The following is a 20,278-nucleotide window of genomic DNA, read 5'->3' on the forward strand; positions in this document are numbered from 1 at the left end:
CCTTCAGCTCGGACTGGACCACCCTGGTCGACCAGTTCGGCAGCTACCGCCCGCACTTCATCCTCGCCGTGCCGCGCGTGTTCGAGAAGGTGTTCAACGGGGCCAAGCAGAAGGCCCACGACGGCGGTAAGGGCAAGATCTTCGACGCCGCCGCGGACACCGCGATCGCCTGGAGCGAGGCGCTCGACAACGGCGGTCCCGGCCTGGGCCTCAAGCTCAAGCACGCGGTGTTCGACAAGCTCGTCTACAGCAAGCTGCGCACCGCCCTCGGCGGGCAGTGCGAGGCCGCGGTCTCCGGCGGCGGGCCGCTGGGCGCGCGCCTGGGCCACTTCTTCCGCGGCGTCGGCGTCACCATCTACGAGGGCTACGGTCTGACCGAGTCCACCGCCGCCGTCACCGTGAACACCCCGGAGAACATCCGGGTCGGCTCGGTCGGTCGTCCGATCGAGGGGCACGCGGTCAAGATCGCCGAGGACGGCGAACTGCTGCTGCGCGGTTCGGTGATCTTCGACGGCTACTGGGGCAACAAGGAAGCCACCGACGAGGCGTTCGCCGACGGCTGGTTCAAGACCGGCGACCTCGGCGCGATCGACGCCGACGGCTTCGTCACCATCACCGGCCGCAAGAAGGAGATCATCGTCACCGCGGGCGGCAAGAACGTCTCCCCCGCCCTGCTCGAGGACTCCCTGCGCGCGCATCCGCTGATCAGCCAGGTCATGGTCGTCGGCGACGGACGCCCGTTCGTCGGCGCGCTGATCACCCTGGACCCCGAGGCGCTGCCGGGCTGGAAGGAGCGCCACGGCGTCTCCGCCGACACCGCGATCGAGCAGTTGGTCGAGAACAAGGACCTGGTCGCCGAGATCGACGCCGCGATCGCCGACACCAACAAGAAGGTTTCGCACGCCGAGGCCATCAAGAAGATCCGCATCCTGACCGTCGACTGGACCCAGGAGACCGGTGAACTGACCCCGAAGATGTCGCTCAAGCGCGCGGTGGTCATGAAGCAGTACGAGGGCGAAGTGGAGAAGATCTACTCCTGACCCTGTTCCGAAGGCGTCGCCGGTGATTCGTCCCGGCGGCGCCTTCGGCGTTTCCGGGGTCGCGGAGCGATATGCGTGGGCGGCGCGGCGGCTCGAAGATCCGTACGCTCGGAGCATGTCTGGTCTGCGGATGCGCGCGGCGGCGGGCGTCGTCGCGGGGGCGCTGGCGCTGGGAATCGCGGAACTGCTCGCCGCCTTCTTCGGCGGGGAGTCCGCGCCGTGGCAGGTGTTGGGCGCGTCGGTGGTCGACCACACCCCGGACGGCCTGCGCGAATGGGCCATCCAGACCTTCGGCACCACCGACAAGACGGTCCTGCACCTGGTGATGGCGCTCGTCGCGGCCTCGGTCGCCGCGCTCGCGGGGATCGTCGAGCGCACGGAACGCGCCGCCGGATCGGCGCTGTTCGCGGTGTTCGGCACGGTGACGGCGGTGCTCGCGATCTCGCGCGTCGGCCTGTCGGCGGCGGTGCCCACCCTCCTCGGAGTCGCGGTCGGCGTCTACGCGCTGCGGGTGCTCACCCGACGCATCGACGCGGCGGTCGCGGCTCGCGAGGCGACGCCACTCGGAGCGCGGGCGGCGGGTGGAACCACGGCCGAGGATTCGCCGTCGACCGTGCCCGCGCCGGAACAGCCGGCCGCCTCCGTGCGAGACACGCCACGGGAAATCGACAGAACGGGGCGTCGAGAAGTGTTGCGCGGGTTGATGATCGCGGGCGGGGCCGCGGTGGTGACCGGGGTCGCGGGGCGGCTGATCGGGTTGCGCAGGGTGGACGTGTCCGGGGAGCGGGCGGCGGTGGTGCTGCCGACGCCGAGCGGGCCGCCGGTGGAGCTCGCGCCGGGGGCCGAATTGCGGGTGCCGGGGCTGACGCCCTATGTGACGCCCGCGGCGGATTTCTACCGGATCGATACCGCGTTGCTCGTACCGCAGGTGTCGATCGAGGACTGGTCGTTGCGCATCCACGGGATGGTGGAGCGGGAGATCGTGCTGCGCTGGGACGATCTGGCGAACCGGACGGCCGTGGAGCGCCTGGTGACGTTGACGTGCGTGTCCAACCCGGTCGGCGGCGACCTGGTCGGCAACGCGCTGTGGCGGGGCTATCGGATCGACGAGTTGTTGGCCGAGTCGGGGCCGCTGCCGGACGCGGACATGGTGTTGTCGCGCAGTAAGGACGGCTGGACGGCGGGCACGCCGTTGCCGGTGCTCACCGACGGTCGCGACGCGCTGTTGGCGATCGGGATGAACGGCGAACCGCTGCCGGTGGCGCACGGATATCCGGCGCGTCTGGTGGTGCCGGGGCTCTACGGATACGTGTCGGCGACGAAGTGGGTGACCGAACTCGAGGTGACCCGCTTCGATCGCGCGACCGCCTATTGGACCCGGCGCGGGTGGTCGCCGTTGGGTCCGATCAAGACGGCCACCCGGATCGACACCCCGGGCGCGGGGAAGATCGCGCCGGGGCGCACGGTGATCGCGGGGGTGGCGTGGGCGCAGCGACGCGGGATCAGCGCGGTGGAGGTGAGCATCGACAACGGGCCGTGGCAGCGGGCGAGCCTGGCCGCGGAGCAGTCCGTCGACACCTGGCGGCAGTGGGTGTTCGAGTGGGAGGCCACCGCCGGGAAGCACACGATCCTCGCCCGCGCGACGGACGGCGCGGGCGAGGTGCAGACCGCGCGGGCCCAGGGTGTGCTGCCCGACGGGGCGACCGGCTATCCGTCGGTCTTCGTGCGGGTGGGCTGAGAGCTCACCCCGCGGCGCTCACGACGACGCGCCCACCGTGTCGGCGTCCTGCTTCTCGGCCGGAGCGCCCGCACAGCGACTGTGTTGGACGAACAGCGCCGAGGCGAGCACACCGATGACGAGGATGCACGCGGGCAGCAGCATGGACTGCGCGAGCGCGGAACTGAAGGCGTGTTCCACGGCGGGCGGGATGGGTCCGTGCTGGGCGCCTTCGGCGATCTTGCCGCCGCCGAGCCCGTTGGCGCTCATCCGGGAGGCGATCAGCGCGCTGATGGCCGCGCTGCCCAGGACCGAGCCGACCTGGCGGGTGGTGTTGTAGATGCCCGCGCCCGCACCCGCCTGCTGCACCGGCAGGTTGTGGGTGGCGGTGGAGGCCAGCGGCGCCCAGATGCAGGAGTTGGCGAAACCGGCCAGGGCCGCGGCGATCAGGAACCACACCAGCGAGGAGTCAGGTGTCATCACGCCCGCGAACCAGAACACCGCGGCCGCGAACAGCGTGAAGCCGATGGTCGGAACCAGTCGGGGGTGCAGTCGGTCGGAGAATTTGCCGACGAACGGCGCGAAGACGCCGGTGACGATGGCCATCGGGGCGAAGACCAGCGCGGACCGGGTCGGGGTCATCTCCCGCACGGCTTGCAGGTAGAAGTAGGCGGGCACCATCAGCGAGGTGACGGCGGCGCCCATGGCCGCGATGGCGATGTTGGACAGCGAGAAATTGCGGTCGCGGAACAGCCCGAGCGGCACCAGCGGTTCCCCGGTGTTGCGCGCCTGATTCCAGATGAACAGGCCCAGGATCACCAGGCCCGCGGCGATCATCAGCCAGATGCGCGCCGACCAGTCGTAGGTGTTGCCTTCCTGGATGCCGAAGACCAGCAGGAACAGGCCGACACCGCTGAGCAGCACGCCGATGACGTCGAAGCTGTGCTCGTGGGTGGGCAGCGAGGGCACCAGCCACACGGCCAGCGCGAAGGCGATGATGCCGACCGGCACGTTGACGATGAAGATCCACTCCCAGCCGAGCCCGTCGACCAGGACGCCGCCGATGATCGGGCCGACCAGGGTGGCCAGGCCGGCGACGCCGCCCCACAGGCCCATGGCCGCGCCGCGGCGGTCCGGCGGGAAGGTGCGGGTGATGACGGCCATCGTCTGCGGGGTCATCAGCGCCGCGCCGAGGCCCTGCACCGCGCGGGCGGCGATGAGCATCTCGACGCTGGTGGACAGGCCGCACCACAGCGACGCGCCGGTGAAGACGGCCAAGCCGACGAGGTAGATGTTCTTGGGGCCGTAGCGGTCGCCGAGTCGGCCGGTGAACAGCAGCGGCACGGCGTAGGTGAGCAGGTAGGCGCTGGTGACCCAGATGACCTTGGAGATGTCGGCTTGCAGGTCTTCCATGATGGCCGGGTTGGCGACGGCGACGATCGTCATGTCCAGCAGGATCATGAAGAAGCCGACGACCAGCGCGACGAGCGCGGGCCACGGATTGCGTTGGTCGGACATGGCTTTCGGTTTCCTAACTCGGAGAACTCGCGGCTGATTCGGAGGGGCGCGCCGCGCGCGGGGGCGGCGCGGCGTCGGCCCAGGGGTGTTCGGGGCCCGCGACGCGAACGCCGGTGGCGGGGTCGAATTCCTCCCATTCGAGTCCGCCGGACTCGAGTTCGGCGAGGAATTCCTCGAGCCAGGCGACCTCGACGCCGAGGGTGCTCCGCAGGTACGGAACCACCACCCAGTAGCGGCGCGGCACGTGGTGGGCGCACGCCCATTCGGCTTTGCGGTCGAGGTCGTCGATGTCGGCGCGCAGGTGCCGCAGGCGTTCGCCCAGCAGGGCGAGGACGTCTTCGCGGGGCAGGTTGTGCGCCTCGGCCAGGGCCAGCGGGAACATCGGGTATTCGGCGTGCGGGAAGCGCAGGACCTCGGCCAGGCGCACGCGCAGCGTCTTCTCCCCGCGTTCGGTGATGCTGTAGGTGGTGCGTTCGGGGCGGTTGCCCGCCCGGTCGACGCCTTCGGCGCGGACCAGTTCCTGCTCGGCCAGGCGCGCGACGGTGTGGTAGAGCGAGCCGGGCCGGACCTTGACCAACAGGTCCTCACCCCGACTGATCAGCAGTTGATACATCTCGTAGGGGTGCATGGGGCGTTCGGCGAGGAGGGCGAGCACCGCCACCGCGAGTGCGGTCACCTGCGGACGTGCTCGCTCTGCCATCTCTCACCCCACGATTCGCGAAGCGCACCGCGGTGCGCGTGCCGGTGCCCGCGGTGGCGGGGCGGCCGTGTTCCGGACTTGAATACTCCAGACGGAATATACGACCCGGGCCATTCGAGTGGCAAGGCGTTCGCCCGAGGGTGATCCGGTTCACTGCCAGGACAGAACCGCCGCCCCGGCCCAGGACGGCGGGACAACAGCAAAAGCGCCGTTACAGCGCGTGGGCGTCGAGCCAGGCGTTGGCGAGTCCCCCCGGCGCGGCGCCCGCCCGCGCGCGCAGGACCATGTCGACCAATTCCTCCGTGGTCAGTTCGCCTGCGACGTAGTTCAACTTCTTCACGCGCTGGTCGTCGAGCAGGCCGACGCGGAACAGCGGCACGACGTTCTCGGCGCGCAGCGCGTAGTCCTCATCGCTCAGGACGGTGAGGCCGTCGGTCGAACCGGGGGCCGCCTCGGGCGGTCCGTTCAGGATGCCGAACCGGATCTCACCTGCTACCAGCGCGTTTCGCAGAACCGCCGGATCGGGGACGCGGCGCACCTCGGCGGGCGCGCACCCCGCGACGGCGGGCGCGACGGGATCGGGCAGCAGATCGGGAACGGGCGCGTCGGCGGCCTGCCACTGCGGACAGCGCGGCCCGAGTTCGGCCACGGTCCGCAGGTTCTCGGCCGCGGCGACGGCGGCGGGCAGGACCACCCGCGGACGCAGATCGGTCATCTCGGCCGGATCGGCGATCAGCAGACCCGGGGGCAGCGCCCGACTCAACGCCTCGGTGACCTGCTCGGGTTTGCGGGCCGCACTCGCCGAATCCAGATGTCCCAGTAGATCGCCGGTGTGCTCGCCCACCAACGAGATCCGGCCCTCGTCCAGTGCGCGCAGATAGTCGGCGCGCTGACCGAGCCCCGCCGCCACCGTGACGCGCAGACCGGTGCGGGCCAACGCGCCCGCGTAGATCTCGGCGAGAACGCCGGATTCGACCGAATCGCCCGCTCCGATCACGAAAGCGGGTTCGGATTCCTCCGAACCGCAGGACGCCGCGGCCACGGCGGCCGTGACCACCAGAAACCGAGCCAGCATCCGCTTCGACGCGGCCAGCACCATCCGGCGACACCAACTCTCGCGATTGCACAGAGCCGACGAAACGACTCGATAGCGGGCAGTATGGACAAGCAGAATGTACCGGGGGTGGTCGCGAGCCGACCGGCCGCACCGCCCGCCCTGCCGGAAGGATCTCCGTGAAGACCCCATTCACACCCGACGCGGGCGGGTCGCGCCCCTCGGCGCTGCGCCCGGCACTGCGCGCCACCCGAGTCCTGATCACCGCCGCCGCGTTGGCCGCCGCCATGATCCTGTCGGCCTGCGGGAACTCCGACCCGCTGGCGAGCGAGGGCGACTGCGGCGGCGACACGCTGATCGTCGGCTCGGCGAACTTCCCCGAATCCGAGACCGTCGCGGAGATCTACGCGGAAGTGCTGCGCGTCAACGGCTTCCAGGTCGAGACCAAACTCGGCATCGGCAGCAGGGAAGCCTACGTGCCCGCGCTGCGGCAGTGCGCGATCTCGGTCATCCCCGACTACACCGGCAACCTGCTGCAATACCTCGACAAGGACGCCACCGCCACCGGCGCCACCGAGGTGAACGCCGCGCTGGCCGGCGCGCTCGGCAGCGACCTCGCCATCGGCACTCCCGCCGCCGCGCAGGACTCCGACGCGGTCGTGGTCACCCGCGCCACCGCGCAGCGCTGGAATCTGCGCACCATCGCCGACCTCGCCCCGCATTCGGCCGAGGTGAAATTCGGCGCGCCCGCCGAATTCCAGGAGCGCGCGGGCGGTCTGCCCGGCCTGAAGAAGAACTACGGACTCGACATCGCCGCGAACAATTTCGTCCCGATCGCCGACGGCGGCGGACCCGCCACCGTGCGCGCGCTGGTCGAAGGCCAGGTGACCGCGGCCGACATCTTCACCACCTCCCCCGCCATCGCGCAGAACGACCTCGTCGTGCTCGAGGATCCGAAGAACAACTTCGCCGCCCAGAACGTGGTGCCGCTGTTCAACGCGAAGAAGAAGTCCGACCGGGCGCTGGCCGCGCTCAACGCCGTCTCGGCGAAACTGACCACGGCCGAACTGCTGGCCCTGAACCAGGCGGTCTCCGGCACGGCCAAGACCGAACCGAAGGCGGCCGCCGCGGCCTGGGTCGCCGCGCAGGGGCTGAACAAGCCGATCGGATAGCGATGTCGGCCATCGAGTTCCGCGGCGTCGGCAAGGTCTACCCCGACGGCGCCATCGCGGTGACCGATCTGGACCTGCGCATCGACTCCGGCGCCTTCACCGTCTTCGTCGGCCCCTCCGGATGCGGCAAGACGACGTCGATGCGCATGATCAACCGGATGATCGCGCCCACCTCGGGCAGCGTGCACCTCGACGGCGGCGACATCGCCGCCGTCGACCCGGTGCGACTGCGTCTCGGCATCGGCTACGTCATCCAGAGCGGCGGACTGCTGCCGCACCGCACGGTGCTCGACAACGTCGCGACCGTTCCGGTGCTGCGCGGCGACACCCGGCGCGCCGCCCGGGCCGCCGCCCTCGAGGTGATGGACCGCGTCGGTTTGGATCACGCACTGGCGCAACGGTATCCGTCGCAACTGTCGGGCGGGCAACAGCAGCGCGTGGGCGTCGCCCGCGCCCTGGCCGCCGACCCGCCCGTACTGCTCATGGACGAACCGTTCAGCGCGGTCGATCCGGTGACGCGCGCCGAGTTGCAGGCCGAGATGCGCAGGCTGCACGCCGAATTGCGCAAGACGATCGTGTTCGTCACCCACGACATCGACGAGGCGGTCACCCTCGGCGACCGGGTCGCGGTCTTCGGGCGCGGCGGCGTGCTCCAGCAGTACGACGCACCGCAACGGGTGTTGTCCAGCCCCGCAACGGATTTCGTCGCCGGGTTCGTGGGGCGCGATCGCGGGTATCGCGGGCTGTCCTTCCGTGACGCGGCGGCGGTGCCGGTGCGCGAGATCCACACGATCAGCGCCGCGCGGGCGGCCGAACTCACCCCGGGGCACGGTGATTGGGTTCTGGTCGTGGATGACGCGAGGAAGCCGGGCGGCTGGCTCGACGCCGCGGGCATCGCCGCGGTGCGCGCGGGGCGTCCGGTCGCGGACAGCGTCGTCGCGGGCGGCTCGTTGTTCGGTCCGGGAGCCGACCTGCGGCAGGCGCTGGATGCGGCGATCTCCTCGCCCGCGGGCATCGGAGTCGCGGTGGACGAAGCCGGGGCGGTACGCGGCGGCGTCTCGGCGAACGACGTGCTCACCGTGCTCGCCGACCAGCGCGCGGCCGAAGCCCGCGAACGCACCGCCGACCCTGCCGGTAGCTCGTCGGCCGACCCGACCGGTGACGCACCGTGAACGCCGACAGCGCGGCTCGAAACGACTCCGCGACGCGCGCGATCGATGCGCGCTTCAGGCACCGACGCGCGACGACGCCGGGCACACCCACCGCCGACGCCCTGCACGAACTGTTCCTCGACCGGCACCGCCCTCCGCGACGCGACCCGCGCATCGGCGCACGTAGGACGGCCTCGTGCGATATCTGATCGACAACTTCCCCGAAATCATGGGGATCACCGGCACCCACCTGTATCTCGCGCTCACCCCGCTGCTGCTCGGACTGGTGATCGCGGTGCCGGTGGGCGTGCTCGTCCGGCGGGTCGGATGGCTGCGCCGACTCACGGTGACCGTCGCGAACCTCGCCTACACCGTGCCGTCGCTGGCGCTGTTCGTGATCATCCCGCCGCTGGTCGGCATCTCCACCATCGACCCGCTCAACGTCGTCATCGCGCTGACGGTGTATTCGACGGCGCTGCTGGTCATCGCGGTGCCGAGCGCGCTGGACTCGGTGCCCGCCGAGGTGGTCGACGCCGCCGACGCGGTCGGGTACGGGCCGCTGCGCCGCACCCTCACCGTCGACCTGCCGCTGGCGCTGCCGGTGTTCGTGGCCACTGTGCGGGTTGTGGTGGTCACCGATATCGCCATGGTGTCGGTGGGCGCGCTGATCGGGGTCGGCGGACTCGGGAAACTGTTCACCCAGGGCTATCAGCGCGACTATCCCGATCAGATCGTGGCGGGCATTCTCGTCATGCTGGCCCTGGCGCTGTTCTTCGACCGACTGGTGCATCTGCTGGGCCGCTGGGCGACCCCGTGGACGCGCGTCGACGCGCGCGCCGGAAAGGGGCGCTCGTGAACCTGTTCCTCGACGCCTTCGCCTACCTCACCGACAGCGCGAACTGGGGCGGCCCCACCGGCATCGACGTCCGCCTCGGCGAACACCTCTGGTACAGCTTCCTCGCGGTCACCCTGTCGGCGGTCCTCGCGGTGCCGCTCGGACTCGTCATCGGCCACACCGGACGGGGTTCGGCGCTGCTGGTCGGCGTGGCCAACGCCGCCCGCGCCCTGCCCACCCTGGGCCTGCTGACCTTCCTGGTGCTGCTGCTCGGCCTCGGCCTGATCCCGCCGCTGCTGGCCCTGGTCACCGTCGGCGTGCCGCCGTTGCTGGCGGGCGCCTACGCGGGCGTCGCCAATGTCCCGGCCGACGTGGTCGACGCCTCCCGCGCGATGGGCATGACCGAACGTCGCCTCCTGTTGCGCGTCGAGATCCCCAACGCCATGCCGCTGCTGCTCACCGGCCTGCGCGGCGCCACCCTGCAAGTGGTCGCCACCGCCACCATCGCCGCCTACGTCGACCTCGGCGGTCTGGGCCGCTACATCTTCGACGGCATCGGCCTCTACCGCTACGACCGCGTCCTGGTCGGCGCGCTCCTGGTGGCCCTGCTCGCCCTCGCCCTCGACACCCTCCTCGCCGCCGCCATCTGGCTCACCACCCCCGGCACCGGCCGCCTCCGCACCCTCCGCCGCCGCTGAAGACGCGAAAAGGGCCGCGCACCCCCCGGGGGGGTGTGCGGCCCTTTCGGGGGATGGGTCAGGCGACGCCCTCGGCGCGGGCGGCGGCGGCGACGGCTTCGGCGACGGCCGGGGCGACGCGGGGGTCCAGGGGGCTCGGGACGATCTTGTCGGGGCCCAGTTCGTCGGCGACGACGCTCAGGATGGCGTTGGCGGCGGCGATCTTCATGCCCTCGGTGATGCGGCGAGCGCCCGCGTCCAGCGCGCCCTTGAACACGCCGGGGAAGGCGAGGACGTTGTTGATCTGGTTCGGGAAGTCACTGCGGCCGGTGGCCACGATCGCGGCGTACTTGCGCGCCACCTCGGGGTGGATCTCCGGGTCGGGGTTCGACATCGCGAACACGATCGACTCGGGGGCCATCGAGGCGATGAGCTCCTCGGCGATCAGACCGGCCGACAGGCCCAGGAAGACGTCGGCGCTCGCGAGCGCTTCGGCCGCGCCGCCGTTGAGGCCGCGCGGGTTGGTGCGCTCGGCCAGTTCGGCCTTGACCTCGTTGAGGTCGCCGCGATCCTTGCTGACGATGCCGCGCGAATCGAGCACGGTGACATCGCGCACGCCCGCGGCCAGCAGGATGTTGGTGCACGCGACTCCGGCCGCGCCCGCACCGGACACGACGACCTTCAGTCCGTCGATGTCGCGGCCCTGGACCGCGGCCGCGCCGTTGAGCGCCGCGAGCACGACGATGGCGGTGCCGTGCTGGTCGTCGTGCATGACCGGGCAGTCCAGCGCCTCGATGACGCGCTTCTCGATCTCGAAGCAGCGCGGAGCGGAGATGTCCTCGAGGTTCACCGCGCCGAAACTCGGGCGCAGGCGGATCAGGGTCTCCACGATCTCGTCGACGTCTTTGGTGTCGAGCACGATCGGAATCGAGTTCAGGCCGGCGAATTTCTTGAACAGCGCCGCTTTGCCCTCCATGACCGGCAGCGAGGCGCGCGGGCCGATGTCACCGAGGCCGAGCACCGCGGTGCCGTCGCTGACGACGACGACCAGCCGATCGGTCCAGGTGTACTGCTTGCTCATCGCCTCGTCGGCGGCGATGGCCCGGCTGACCTGCGCGACGCCGGGGGTGTAGGCGATCGACAGGTCGCGCTGGGTCTCGAGCGGGGCCGACAGCTCGACCGAGAGTTTGCCGCCGAGGTGACCCGCGAAGATCTCGTCCGTGGAGATCGAGGCGAGGGAAGCGGGATCGGCAGTGGCATTCGGTGCGTCAGTCACAGGTGACACGATTTCACTCCTGCTCGGGTCGGGCTGAACCGGGGGACGGTTACCGCCGGGTATCGATATGACAATTGATTCGAACCGCTCATCGAGTGCGCTGACCGGTCCGATTCGTATTCCGATCGGGCGGATATGCGATGTCTATCGGACAACCGTCTATCCGAGGGCCGAAATCGAAAATCGTGGCGCGGCACTGATCCGCTGAGCGGAGAGCCGGAGGGTGGTCCGGACGGAACATGCGGGGCGGCGACCCACGGGAGGCGACGGTGCGTCGCGCGGCGGAGATCGTCGGCGTTCCCGGACCCGGCGGTGGCGAGGGTGGGGAATCCGAGCCATTCTGCCGGCCGCGGGGACGACTTGCCAAACCGGTGTGCGGCAAGCCGGTCGCGCGTCATGGGGAGAGCGTAGGTCTCCGGAATTACCTCGAGGTAAGCGGAAACTCGCACACCGGCGAACAGTGGCTGTGAGAGAGCGCAACAGCAGCTCTCTCAGGCGGTGAGGTACTCGTGAGTAGGTGTCGCCCGAGGTCACCGCGACCGTACCCCCGGCGGTCCGGGCACCGCGCGCCGGTGTCCCGCACATTGCTCACCGACCGCACGACGCGTCGGCAATCGCCTGGTCACGGCTGTTTCGGAGCGCGGCTTTCAGCGGTCGGTCGCGCCCTCGGCAACGGCGGGAACTGCATTCAGCCCGCCCACCACCGACTCCGCTCCCATCGGCTCGACCACGCTCGGCCTTTCGCGCACCCGACCGCCCACCGCCGACTCGTCGACCACCGAGGTGACCACGACCGACTCGCCCGCCACCGCCCGGCCTCTGACCAGCGTCTCGGCCGCAGGGTCCGCCACGACCGACTCGTCCGCCGGCGATCGGCCTCCGACCAGCGACTCGGCCGCAGAGCTGCCCGCGACGAATTCGTCGGCCCTCGGGGCGACCGCGACCAGCTCATCCACCACCGCCCGGCCTCTGACCAGCGCCTCGGCCGTTGGGGCGGCCGCTCGCGGTTGTTCCGCCTGCGGCGTGACCTGCGCGCCCGCGTGGCGCGCTCCCGCCGCGAGCACCGATTCCTGACCGGCCAGCCGCGCGGGTTCGGCGACGGGCAGGTCGACGGGGCGCGGCGGGAGGGCGAGGACGGATTCCTGTCCCGCGACGCGGCGAACGGCGGGGGCGATCTCCGGCAGTGTTTCGGGCAGCGCGCGCGGTTCGCGACGCACCCAGACTTCGTCCAAGCCGCCGGTGCGCCAGCGGACCCGCCCGTCGGGGGCCTGGTCGGGGTGGTCGGTGCGGCGGTGCATCCCGCGCGATTCGGTGCGGGCCAGCGCGCTGTATTTGGTCCAGCGCGCGACCGCGAGCAGGGCGGCTGCCTGACGCGCGCGCAGTCGGTCGGCGCCGTGTCCGCCCAGCTCGAATTCCGCGCCGGGCCACAGCGCGTCGAGTTCGCCGATGCTGTCGCGCAGGGCGCCCGCGCTGCGCCAGTAGCTGCGCCGCAGCGGCAGGGTGTGTTCCTGGACCAGTCCGACGACCGCGCGCGGGTCGAGGCGGGCCCGGTCGTGCAGGCCCGCGCCGGGCACGGGTTCACCGGTGCGTAGGCCGCGGGCGGACCGCGCGAAGCGGGCCGCGCCCGTGCCGGCCCAGGCGCCGGAGGCGATGGCCCACGCCCCGCCCTGGCCGCCGAATCCGCTGGCCGCGCCGGTGATCGCCTCCCTGCTGGTGGCGTCGCCCGCGCCGAACAGACCGGGCACGGTGGTGGCGCAGTCCTCCGCCCCGACGCGCAGACCGCCGGCGCCGCGCACGGTGCCCTCCAGGACCGCGCGCAGCGGGATCCGGCCGTCGCGGTGCACCACGCCTTGGCGTGACAGCCAACTGCGCACGGCTTCGGGCACGTCGGCGAAGGCGGCGAAGATCCGCCGTCCGTCGGCGATGGCGGCGAAGGCCGCGGCGCGCTGACCCGGCAGTTCGGCCCCGGAATCGTCGTAGAGGGTGTCGAAGCGCAGGGCCAGACCGGGCGCGAAACTGGAATGGGTCGCGGTGCTGGGCGCGCTGAGCACGGGAGCGAGGCCGTAGGCGCTGGAGAACTCCATGCCGGACAGTTCGGCCCCGGCCTCGGCCGCGAACAGCAGGCCCTCGCCGGTGTCGACGTCGGTGCCCGCCGCGCCGGACCGGAACGCGCAGCCGCCGGTGGCGACGATCACCGCGCCCGCGCGCACGGTCCACGGGCGGTACCGATCGCGCGGCCGCAGACCGGTCGCGCCGGTGACCACGCCGTCGGCATCGGTGAGCAGTTGCAACGCGGGATGGTGGTCCAGGACGCGGACGCCGAGTTCGAGCAGCCGCCGCCGCATGCGGCGCAGGTAGCTCGCGCCGTCGAGGTCCAGGTGCGCGCCGCGGTTGTCCGCGCCGCGGAAGCGATAGCCCCAACGGGCCAGGTCGTCAATGCGTCGGCAGGTCTCGTCGAGGACGCGGTGCATCCGTTCCGGGTCGGCGAGTCCGCCGCCGCGCGCATAGGCGTGCTGGACGGCTTCGTCGCGGGCGGGGCCCGCGGGGATGTTCCACAGCGAGGTCATACCGAACGCCGTCGGGCCGCTCGAACCGCAGCGGGCCTTGTCGACGAGGATCACGCGCGCTCCCGAACAAGCCGCGGAGACCGCCGCCCAGGTTCCGGCGGGTCCCCCGCCGATCACCAGAACGTCCGTCTCATGATCACTCACAAAGAGAAATGTTCGACCACAATTCACCCGGCCGCAACTAATTCAAGGTCTCAACTCCACCACTGTGACCACAGCAATATTCCCGCACACAGGAACACGACCATCGACCCGGAAAAGGCGGCGAAACCCTGTCGCCTGTCCGCGAATATCTGGGCGGCGATCGCGACGGCGGCCAGTATCAGATGCCAGGCGATGGATTCCCCACCCGGCCCGGGAAATCCACGTCCGGAGGCGATGAAGGCCGAGCCCAGCACCACCAGCGCCAGCACCACCGTCCCGGCGGCCACCACACCGCTCAGTCCGCGCAGCACTCTCACCGGGCGATCACCGGGACGCCCGAGGCTTTGCCCACGATCTGCTCGAACTGCGCCGGATCCGTGGTGAACTCGCCGAGCGCGATGGTCTTGTTCGACCCGTGGTAGTCCGAGGAGCCCGTGGTGATCAGGCCGAGTTCGGCGGCCAAGCCGCCCAACAGCGCACGGTCCGCGGCCGAATGGTCGGGGTGGTCGATTTCGAGGCCGTTCAACCCCAGGTCGGCGAGTTCGCGGATCTCGGTCAAGGCCAGTAGTCGGCCGCGTTTGCGGGCCCTGGCGTGCGCGAGCACGCTGACGCCGCCCGCGCTCGCGATCATCCGCACGGCCTGCCGCAGCGCGGTGTCGGCCTTCTCCGCGTAGTAGCGGCCCTCCGGGGCGAGCAGGTCGACGAAGGCCGCGTCCACCGTGGGCACCACCCCGGCCTCGACCAGCGCCCGCGCCAGATGCGGCCGACCCGCCGACGGACCCGCCGAGGCGAGCACCGCGTCGGGATCGATGGGCAGCCCGTCCGCGCGCATCAGTTCGGCCATCGCGCGCAACCTGTCCACCCGCTCGGCGCGCAACCGCTCACGCTCCTCGGCGAAGGACCGGTCGGTGGGATCGAACAGGTAGGCCAGCAGATGCACCGAGACCGGCCAGCCGTCCTCCCCGAGGCCCACGCACGACATCTCCATCCCGCGCACGAGCGTCAACCCGTCGGGCAGCGCCTCGACCGCCTCGGCCCACCCCGCCGTGGTGTCGTGATCGGTGATCGCGACGACGTCGAGCCCGGCGGCCGCCGCGTTGCGCACGAGTTCGGCGGGGCTGTCGGTGCCGTCGGAGGCGGTGGAGTGGGTGTGGAGATCGATACGCACGTCTCCAGTCATACCGTGCGCCCCGACACCTCCGCGCGCTCGGCCCGCGCGCGTAACATCGGTGGGTGCCGTCGATCCCGCCGATGCCCTCGTTCCGCGCCTCGGCGCGCACGTCGAAGCGGGCGGCACGCGCGTTGCCCCGCATCCCCGTTCCCACCGCCCGCGCGATCGTCGACTGCGGCGTCTACGTGCACGGACGACGACTGCCGGGCCGGTTCACCCACCACGACGCGCTGGCCGAGGTGCGCAACCGCGGCGAGGGTTTCGTCTGGGTGGGGCTGCACGATCCCGACCACGCCCAGATGAGCGATATCGCCGAGACCTTCGGTCTGCACGCGCTCGCCGTCGAGGACGCGGTCAAGGCCCATCAGCGCCCCAAACTCGAACGCTACGACGACACGCTGGTGCTGGTGATGCGCACCGTCGCCTACGTCGAACACGAACTGCACAGCGTCAGCGAGATCGTGGAGACCGGCGAGATCATGGTGTTCTGCGCCCCCGATTTCGTGGTGACGGTCCGGCACGGCGAGCATTCCGGGTTGGCCTCGGTGCGCAAACAGCTCGAAGGCGACCCGGCGATGCTGATGTACGGGCCGGGCGCGGTGCTGCACGGGATCGCCGACTACGTGGTGGACAACTACATCGACGTCGCGGGCTCGGTGGAACTGGACATCGACGCGATGGAGGAGGAGGTCTTCACCCCGCGCAGTCAGGTCGCCGTCGAATCGATCTACCAGCTCAAGCGAGAGGTGGTGGAACTGCGCCGGGCGGTCAATCCGCTGGCCATCCCGCTGCAACTGCTCGGCCACAAGGCCGATCTGCCGCTGCCCAAGGAGGTCCGGCGGTATCTGCGCGACGTCGCCGACCACCACACGAGCGTCGCCGAACGCATCACCGATTTCGACGGGTCGCTCAGCGCGCTGATCAGCGCGGCGCTGGCCAAGGTCGGCGTGCAGCAGAACACCGATATGCGCAAGATCTCGGCGTGGGTGGCGATCGCGGCGGTGCCGACCATGGGCGCGGGCATCTACGGCATGAACTTCGAGCACATGCCGGAGCTGAAGTGGACCTACGGCTATCCGGCGGTGATGCTGGTCATCGTCACCATCTGCGTCGGATTGTTCCTCACCTTCCGCCGCAACCACTGGCTCTGAGCGGTCAGAGCGTGGCCGCCCCGCGGTCGGGATCGCGCACGTCGATCTTCGCCTCGGTCCAGGCATCGCGCAGCGCCTGCGCTCCGCGCACCCGCACCCACGCCGCCTCCGTCGCCGTCACCGGGGTGACGGTCAGGTAGCGGACCGGGTCGGCGGGTTCGGGCAGGACCACCTCGGGGATGGCGCTGTCGCCGAGCAGGACCGCGGTGAACGGCGCGCCCTGCAACATCGGTTCGCCGAGATCGAGCAGCGCGTCGGGTTGCAACACGACCCCTTCGACCGCCGGGGTGGCCGCCAGGATGCCGAGGCCGCGCACCAGACCGCCGGTCGCGCCGACGCCGCCGCGCAGGGTGAGCACCAGTTCGGCGCGCGGCCCGCGCACCGGATCGGCCAGCGGGTCGGTGGGATCGCCCATCGGATGCCGCGACCCGCCGAGGGTCGCGTAGTGCACGACCTCGCCGTCGAGGATCCGCAGGATCTCGATGGGCTCGACGCCGAGAAAGGTCACCGAGGCCGAGTCGACGCCCGCGGGTTCGACGCCGAAATGCCCGAGCACGCCCGCGCGGACCTTGTCCAGGACCTCCATCCGTCAGATCGCCAATCGCGCCAGCAGGTCGCGCGCCTGTTCGGCCGACTTCGGGTCGCACAGCACGTCGTAGCGGCCCGCCACCAACTGCATGGTGGAGGCGAAATCGCGCTGCCCCTTCGTCGCCGCGTACGGGATCGTCGTGGTGATGACGCCGAAGATGATGCCGCCGACCAGGCCGACCAGCAGCGGCCCGAACGCGCCGCCGGTGGTGAACAGGCTCAGCAGCAGACCCAGGAACAAGCCCAGCCACGCGCCGCTCACGACGCCGCCACCGATGACCTTGCCCCAGGTCAATCGGTAGAGCACCCGTTCGACCTGCATGAGGTCGACGCCGACGATCGTCACGTCCTGCACCGGGAACTGGTTGTCGGCCAGATAGTCCACGGCTTTCTGCGCCTCGGCGTAGGTCGGGTAGGAGCCGACCGGCCAGCCCGACGGCGGGGTGGGCAGCCCCTGCCGGGCGCGGTTGGAACCGCCCAAAGGATTCGTCATGTCCCCATTGTGCTATTTCGCGGCGTCTCGCGGCGGTGTGAAACGCGTGGTGCGCGTCATTCCCGCCGCGCGGCCCTTGTCGGCGACGACCTGAGCCATCTTCGCGCTCGCCTCGTCGATCATCTCCTCGCCCAGCATGACCGCGCCGCGCCCGCCACCGGCCGCGGAGGTGTGGTAGGCGTAGGCCTCCAGGATCTCCTCGGCCCGGTCGTATTCGGCTTGGCGCGGGCTGAACAGTTCGTTGGCGGTGTCGATCTGGCTCGGGTGCAGCACCCACTTGCCGTCGAAGCCCAGCGCGGCGGTGCGCGCGGCGGCCCTTCGGAACCCCTCGGCGTCGCGAACTTGCAGGTACGGGCCGTCGATGGCCTGGATGCCGTGGGCGCGGGCCGCGAGCAGGATGGTCATCAGGATGTGGTGGTAGGCGTCGCCGACGTCGTAGCCCTCGGGCTGTTCACCGACCACCAGGGTGCGCATGTTGATGCTGGCCATGAAATCCGCGGGACCGTAGACAAGGGCCTGCACCCGGGGGCTCGCGGTGGCGATCGAGTCGATGTTGCGCAGGCCGAGGGCGTTCTCGATCTGCGGTTCGATCCCGATCCGCCCCGGTTCCAACCCGCAGGTCTTCTCCAGTTGGGTCAGCAGCAGATCCAGCGCCCGCACCTGACCCGCGTCGGTGGTCTTGGGCAGCAGGATCGCGTCGATCGCCGCGCCCGCGCCCTCCACGACCGCGATCACGTCGGCGTAGGTCCACTCGGTGCTCCAGTCATTGACGCGCACCACCCGCAGTTGCGTTCCCCACCCCGAGTCGTTGAGCGCGGCCACGATATTGGCGCGCGCCTCGGCCTTGGCGACCGGGGCGACGGCGTCCTCCAGATCGAGAAACACCTCGTCGACGGGCAGGCCCTTGGCCTTGGCGATCATCTTGGTGCTGCTGCCGGGGCAGGCGAGGACCGAACGTCGCGGCTTCATGAACACTCCTGTCGTCCGTGGCGTGGCAGTGCGCCCGCCCGCGAACCTCTAGCCTGGCAGCCATGGCAGCAACCAGGGTTTACGCCGCCAGGCTGGCCGGCCTGGTGGTGCTGGGACCGGACGGGGAGTCTATCGGCCGCATCCGCGACGTGGTCGTGGCCATCCGTTACGACCGCCAGCAACCCCGGGTGCACGGACTGGTCGTCGAATTGCCGAGCCGTCGCCGGATTTTCGTGCCGATGCTGCGGGTCACCGCGATCGAGCCGGGCGTGGTGACGCTCAACACCGGCACGGTCAGCCTGCGCCGTTTCGCGCAGCGTCCGGGCGAACTGCTCGCCTTGGCGCAGATCGTGGATTCCGCGGTGCGGGTCGACGATCCCGAGAAGCCGGATCTGGACCAGGTCGACGTTTTCGTGGTGGATCTGGGCATCGAGCAGACGCGCACCAGGGACTGGCGGATCTCGCGGGTCGCGGTGCGCGGTCACCGCCGCATCGGGCGCAGGCGCACGGTGCACGTCGTGGACTGGGAGCGGGTCTCCGGGCTGACGCCCTACGAGATCGGCCGCCCCGGACAGGATGTGACCACTCTGCTCGAGCAGTTCGAGGGCTTGCGGGCCGCCGACGTCGCGCACCGCCTGCGCGAGTTGCCGGAGAAGCGCAGGCTCGAGGTCGCCGAGGCCCTCGACGACGAACGCCTCGCCGACGTGGTGCAGGAACTGCCCGAGAACGACCAGGTCGATCTGCTCGGCCATCTCGAGGTGCGCCGTGCCGCCGACGTGCTCGAGGCGATGGACCCCGACGATGCCGCCGACCTGCTCGGCGAGCTGTCCAAGGGCGAACGGGAATCGCTGCTGGCGCTGATGGACCCGGAGGAGTCCGAACCGGTCCGCAGGCTGCTCGAGCACTCCCCCGACACCGCAGGCGGCCTGATGACGCCGCGACCGGTGATCCTGACGCCCTCGACCACCGTCGCCGAAGCGCTGGCGCGGGTGCGCAACCCGGACCTCACGCCCGCGCTGGCCTCGATGGTGTTCGTGGTGCGGCCGCCGACCGCCACCCCGACCGGCCGCTATCTCGGTTGTGTCCATCTCCAGCAGTTGCTGCGGGAACCGCCCGCGGATCTGGTGGGCGGAATCCTCGACAGCGATCTGTCGCCGTTGAAGGCCGAACTGCCGCTGACCGCGGTGACCCGCTATTTCGCCACCTACAACCTGGTGTGCGGTCCGGTGGTGGACGAGGAGAACCACCTGCTCGGCGCGGTCACCGTGGACGACGTGCTCGATCATCTGCTGCCCGACCACTGGCGCGAGCAGGAGCAGGACCAGGAGCACGAGAGGGCGACCCGGACATGAGCGAGAAGAGTCCGGCGCGGCAGCGACTGGAGACGCCGCTGCAATCGCGGTTCCGGTTCGACTGGGATGCCGAGGCGCTGGCGCGCAGCAGCGAGCGGGTGGCCCGGTTCCTGGGCACCGGCCGCTATCTGGCCTTGCAGACCGTCATGGTCATCGTGTGGATCATCCTCAATGTCTTCGTGGTGGCGCTGCGGTGGGACCCGTACCCGTTCATCCTGTTGAATCTGGCCTTCTCCACCCAGGCCGCCTACGCCGCGCCGCTGATCCTGCTGGCGCAGAACCGTCAGGACAACCGGGACCGCGTCGCGCTGGAGGAGGACCGGTCGCGCGCCGCCCAGACCAAGGCCGACACCGAGTTCCTGGCCCGCGAACTCGCGGCGCTGCGTCTGGCGGTCGGCGAGGTCGCCACGCGCGACTACCTGCGCCGCGAACTCGACGAGATGCGCGAGGTGCTCGACCGGATCGAGGCCGCGGCGTCACCGGATCGTGTGCGGGATGTGAGCAAATCGGGCAAATCTCGGCGCAAGAAGGGACCGGTCACAGCCCCGGTGACCGAGCCTTCGGGCTCGCCCGCGCGCGAAGATTGACCGGAAATGCTCAACAACCACCTGACCCACCGGTAACCTGGACACCGTTGTCCCGAGTGGTGGGGTGTCAATGTCCCGGACAGCCGCTCCCACGACGTCAGAGGATTGGTGTGGCC

The 20,278-nt window shown here is 70.6% G+C and carries 19 protein-coding genes; 9 read left to right on the forward strand and 10 right to left on the reverse strand.

From position 1 onward, the window contains the following. Window positions 1–1,040, forward strand: a 1,040-nt coding sequence (locus ON30_RS21655; RefSeq protein WP_040709629.1) for an AMP-dependent synthetase/ligase, incomplete at its 5' end; no start/stop codon positions are given. A gap of 115 nt (window positions 1,041–1,155) precedes the next feature. Beyond that, window positions 1,156–2,778: a molybdopterin-dependent oxidoreductase gene (locus ON30_RS21660; protein ID WP_083911583.1), complete on the forward strand. Its 1,623-nt coding sequence runs from the start codon at window positions 1,156–1,158 to the stop codon at window positions 2,776–2,778. 18 nt (window positions 2,779–2,796) lie between these two features. Here the strand turns inward: ON30_RS21660 and ON30_RS21665 are convergent, their stop codons facing one another. The 3 genes from ON30_RS21665 to ON30_RS21675 all read right to left on the reverse strand — a co-directional run bounded on the left by ON30_RS21665 (window position 2,797) and on the right by ON30_RS21675 (window position 6,074). Next, a complete protein-coding gene (locus ON30_RS21665; RefSeq protein WP_040709633.1) occupies window positions 2,797–4,275 on the reverse strand; it encodes a DHA2 family efflux MFS transporter permease subunit in 1,479 nt (492 codons plus the stop codon). 13 nt (window positions 4,276–4,288) lie between these two features. Next, window positions 4,289–4,975 carry a PadR family transcriptional regulator gene (locus tag ON30_RS21670; protein WP_040709635.1) on the reverse strand — a complete coding sequence of 229 codons (687 nt, stop codon included), beginning with the start codon at window positions 4,973–4,975 and terminating at the stop codon, window positions 4,289–4,291. 211 nt (window positions 4,976–5,186) lie between these two features. Further along, the gene (locus ON30_RS21675; RefSeq protein WP_040709636.1) at window positions 5,187–6,074 is read right to left on the reverse strand and encodes a glycine betaine ABC transporter substrate-binding protein; all 888 of its coding nucleotides are present in this window, start codon (window positions 6,072–6,074) and stop codon (window positions 5,187–5,189) included. Window positions 6,075–6,316: 242 nt separating this feature from the next. Here ON30_RS21675 and ON30_RS21680 point away from each other — a divergent pair, with 242 nt between their 5' ends. The 4 genes from ON30_RS21680 to ON30_RS21700 all read left to right on the forward strand — a co-directional run bounded on the left by ON30_RS21680 (window position 6,317) and on the right by ON30_RS21700 (window position 9,885). Continuing rightward, a complete protein-coding gene (locus ON30_RS21680; protein ID WP_083911585.1) occupies window positions 6,317–7,201 on the forward strand; it encodes an ABC transporter substrate-binding protein in 885 nt (294 codons plus the stop codon). Between the two features lie 2 nt (window positions 7,202–7,203). Beyond that, window positions 7,204–8,373: an ABC transporter ATP-binding protein gene (locus ON30_RS21685; protein ID WP_051029739.1), complete on the forward strand. Its 1,170-nt coding sequence runs from the start codon at window positions 7,204–7,206 to the stop codon at window positions 8,371–8,373. 175 nt (window positions 8,374–8,548) lie between these two features. Next, window positions 8,549–9,208: an ABC transporter permease gene (locus tag ON30_RS21695; RefSeq protein WP_040709639.1), complete on the forward strand. Its 660-nt coding sequence runs from the start codon at window positions 8,549–8,551 to the stop codon at window positions 9,206–9,208. Beyond that, window positions 9,205–9,885, forward strand: a complete 681-nt coding sequence (locus tag ON30_RS21700) for an ABC transporter permease (RefSeq protein ID WP_040709682.1) — start codon at window positions 9,205–9,207, stop codon at window positions 9,883–9,885. The genes ON30_RS21695 and ON30_RS21700 overlap by 4 nt, the downstream gene beginning before the upstream one ends. A gap of 58 nt (window positions 9,886–9,943) precedes the next feature. On the opposite strand, the gene ON30_RS21705 is transcribed toward ON30_RS21700, so the two are convergent. The 4 genes from ON30_RS21705 to ON30_RS21720 all read right to left on the reverse strand — a co-directional run bounded on the left by ON30_RS21705 (window position 9,944) and on the right by ON30_RS21720 (window position 15,019). After that, entirely contained in the window at window positions 9,944–11,149 is a 1,206-nt protein-coding gene (locus tag ON30_RS21705) for an NAD(P)-dependent malic enzyme (RefSeq protein WP_373282602.1), read from the reverse strand. Window positions 11,150–11,787: 638 nt separating this feature from the next. Further along, window positions 11,788–13,851, reverse strand: coding sequence for an FAD-binding protein (locus ON30_RS21710; RefSeq protein WP_157183804.1), 2,064 nt, complete (start codon window positions 13,849–13,851; stop codon window positions 11,788–11,790). A 50-nt stretch (window positions 13,852–13,901) separates the two neighbouring features. Next, entirely contained in the window at window positions 13,902–14,168 is a 267-nt protein-coding gene (locus ON30_RS21715) for a hypothetical protein (RefSeq protein ID WP_040709643.1), read from the reverse strand. Next, on the reverse strand, window positions 14,165–15,019 hold the full coding sequence (locus ON30_RS21720) for a PHP domain-containing protein (protein ID WP_040709645.1): 855 nt from the start codon (window positions 15,017–15,019) through the stop codon (window positions 14,165–14,167). The genes ON30_RS21715 and ON30_RS21720 overlap by 4 nt, the downstream gene beginning before the upstream one ends. Window positions 15,020–15,084: 65 nt before the next feature. Here ON30_RS21720 and ON30_RS21725 point away from each other — a divergent pair, with 65 nt between their 5' ends. Continuing rightward, window positions 15,085–16,173, forward strand: coding sequence for a magnesium and cobalt transport protein CorA (locus tag ON30_RS21725; protein WP_040709647.1), 1,089 nt, complete (start codon window positions 15,085–15,087; stop codon window positions 16,171–16,173). 4 nt (window positions 16,174–16,177) lie between these two features. Here ON30_RS21725 and ON30_RS21730 read toward each other — a convergent pair whose 3' ends face one another. Genes ON30_RS21730 through ON30_RS21740 form a run of 3 tightly spaced genes read right to left on the reverse strand, consistent with a single transcriptional unit; the run spans window position 16,178 to window position 18,223 of the window. Further along, window positions 16,178–16,759, reverse strand: coding sequence for a suppressor of fused domain protein (locus ON30_RS21730; protein ID WP_040709649.1), 582 nt, complete (start codon window positions 16,757–16,759; stop codon window positions 16,178–16,180). Window positions 16,760–16,762: 3 nt separating this feature from the next. Then, window positions 16,763–17,254 (reverse strand): YflT domain-containing protein, encoded by a 492-nt coding sequence (locus ON30_RS21735; protein WP_040709651.1) that lies wholly within the window; start codon window positions 17,252–17,254, stop codon window positions 16,763–16,765. A 12-nt stretch (window positions 17,255–17,266) separates the two neighbouring features. Further along, window positions 17,267–18,223 carry an HpcH/HpaI aldolase/citrate lyase family protein gene (locus ON30_RS21740; RefSeq protein WP_040709684.1) on the reverse strand — a complete coding sequence of 319 codons (957 nt, stop codon included), beginning with the start codon at window positions 18,221–18,223 and terminating at the stop codon, window positions 17,267–17,269. Between the two features lie 62 nt (window positions 18,224–18,285). Here ON30_RS21740 and ON30_RS21745 point away from each other — a divergent pair, with 62 nt between their 5' ends. Together ON30_RS21745 and ON30_RS21750 are read left to right on the forward strand one after the other, a co-directional pair. Further along, window positions 18,286–19,575: a magnesium transporter MgtE N-terminal domain-containing protein gene (locus tag ON30_RS21745; RefSeq protein ID WP_040709653.1), complete on the forward strand. Its 1,290-nt coding sequence runs from the start codon at window positions 18,286–18,288 to the stop codon at window positions 19,573–19,575. Continuing rightward, window positions 19,572–20,162, forward strand: coding sequence for a DUF1003 domain-containing protein (locus ON30_RS21750; protein WP_051029741.1), 591 nt, complete (start codon window positions 19,572–19,574; stop codon window positions 20,160–20,162). The genes ON30_RS21745 and ON30_RS21750 overlap by 4 nt, the downstream gene beginning before the upstream one ends. Window positions 20,163–20,278: the final 116 nt, after the last annotated feature.

Source organism: Nocardia takedensis NBRC 100417, assembly GCF_000308695.1.
Lineage (GTDB): Bacteria > Actinomycetota > Actinomycetes > Mycobacteriales > Mycobacteriaceae > Nocardia > Nocardia takedensis.

Coding starts and splice junctions, on each gene's coding strand:
- ON30_RS21680 (WP_083911585.1), top strand. CDS start 6,317: ATGATCCTGTCGGCCTGCGGGAACTCCGACCCGCTGGCGAGCGAGGGC.
- ON30_RS21750 (WP_051029741.1), top strand. CDS start 19,572: ATGAGCGAGAAGAGTCCGGCGCGGCAGCGACTGGAGACGCCGCTGCAA.
- ON30_RS21685 (WP_051029739.1), top strand. CDS start 7,204: ATGTCGGCCATCGAGTTCCGCGGCGTCGGCAAGGTCTACCCCGACGGC.
- ON30_RS21740 (WP_040709684.1), bottom strand. CDS start 18,223: ATGAAGCCGCGACGTTCGGTCCTCGCCTGCCCCGGCAGCAGCACCAAG.
- ON30_RS21745 (WP_040709653.1), top strand. CDS start 18,286: ATGGCAGCAACCAGGGTTTACGCCGCCAGGCTGGCCGGCCTGGTGGTG.
- ON30_RS21735 (WP_040709651.1), bottom strand. CDS start 17,254: ATGACGAATCCTTTGGGCGGTTCCAACCGCGCCCGGCAGGGGCTGCCC.
- ON30_RS21675 (WP_040709636.1), bottom strand. CDS start 6,074: ATGGTGCTGGCCGCGTCGAAGCGGATGCTGGCTCGGTTTCTGGTGGTC.
- ON30_RS21670 (WP_040709635.1), bottom strand. CDS start 4,975: ATGGCAGAGCGAGCACGTCCGCAGGTGACCGCACTCGCGGTGGCGGTG.
- ON30_RS21665 (WP_040709633.1), bottom strand. CDS start 4,275: ATGTCCGACCAACGCAATCCGTGGCCCGCGCTCGTCGCGCTGGTCGTC.
- ON30_RS21660 (WP_083911583.1), top strand. CDS start 1,156: ATGTCTGGTCTGCGGATGCGCGCGGCGGCGGGCGTCGTCGCGGGGGCG.
- ON30_RS21730 (WP_040709649.1), bottom strand. CDS start 16,759: ATGGAGGTCCTGGACAAGGTCCGCGCGGGCGTGCTCGGGCATTTCGGC.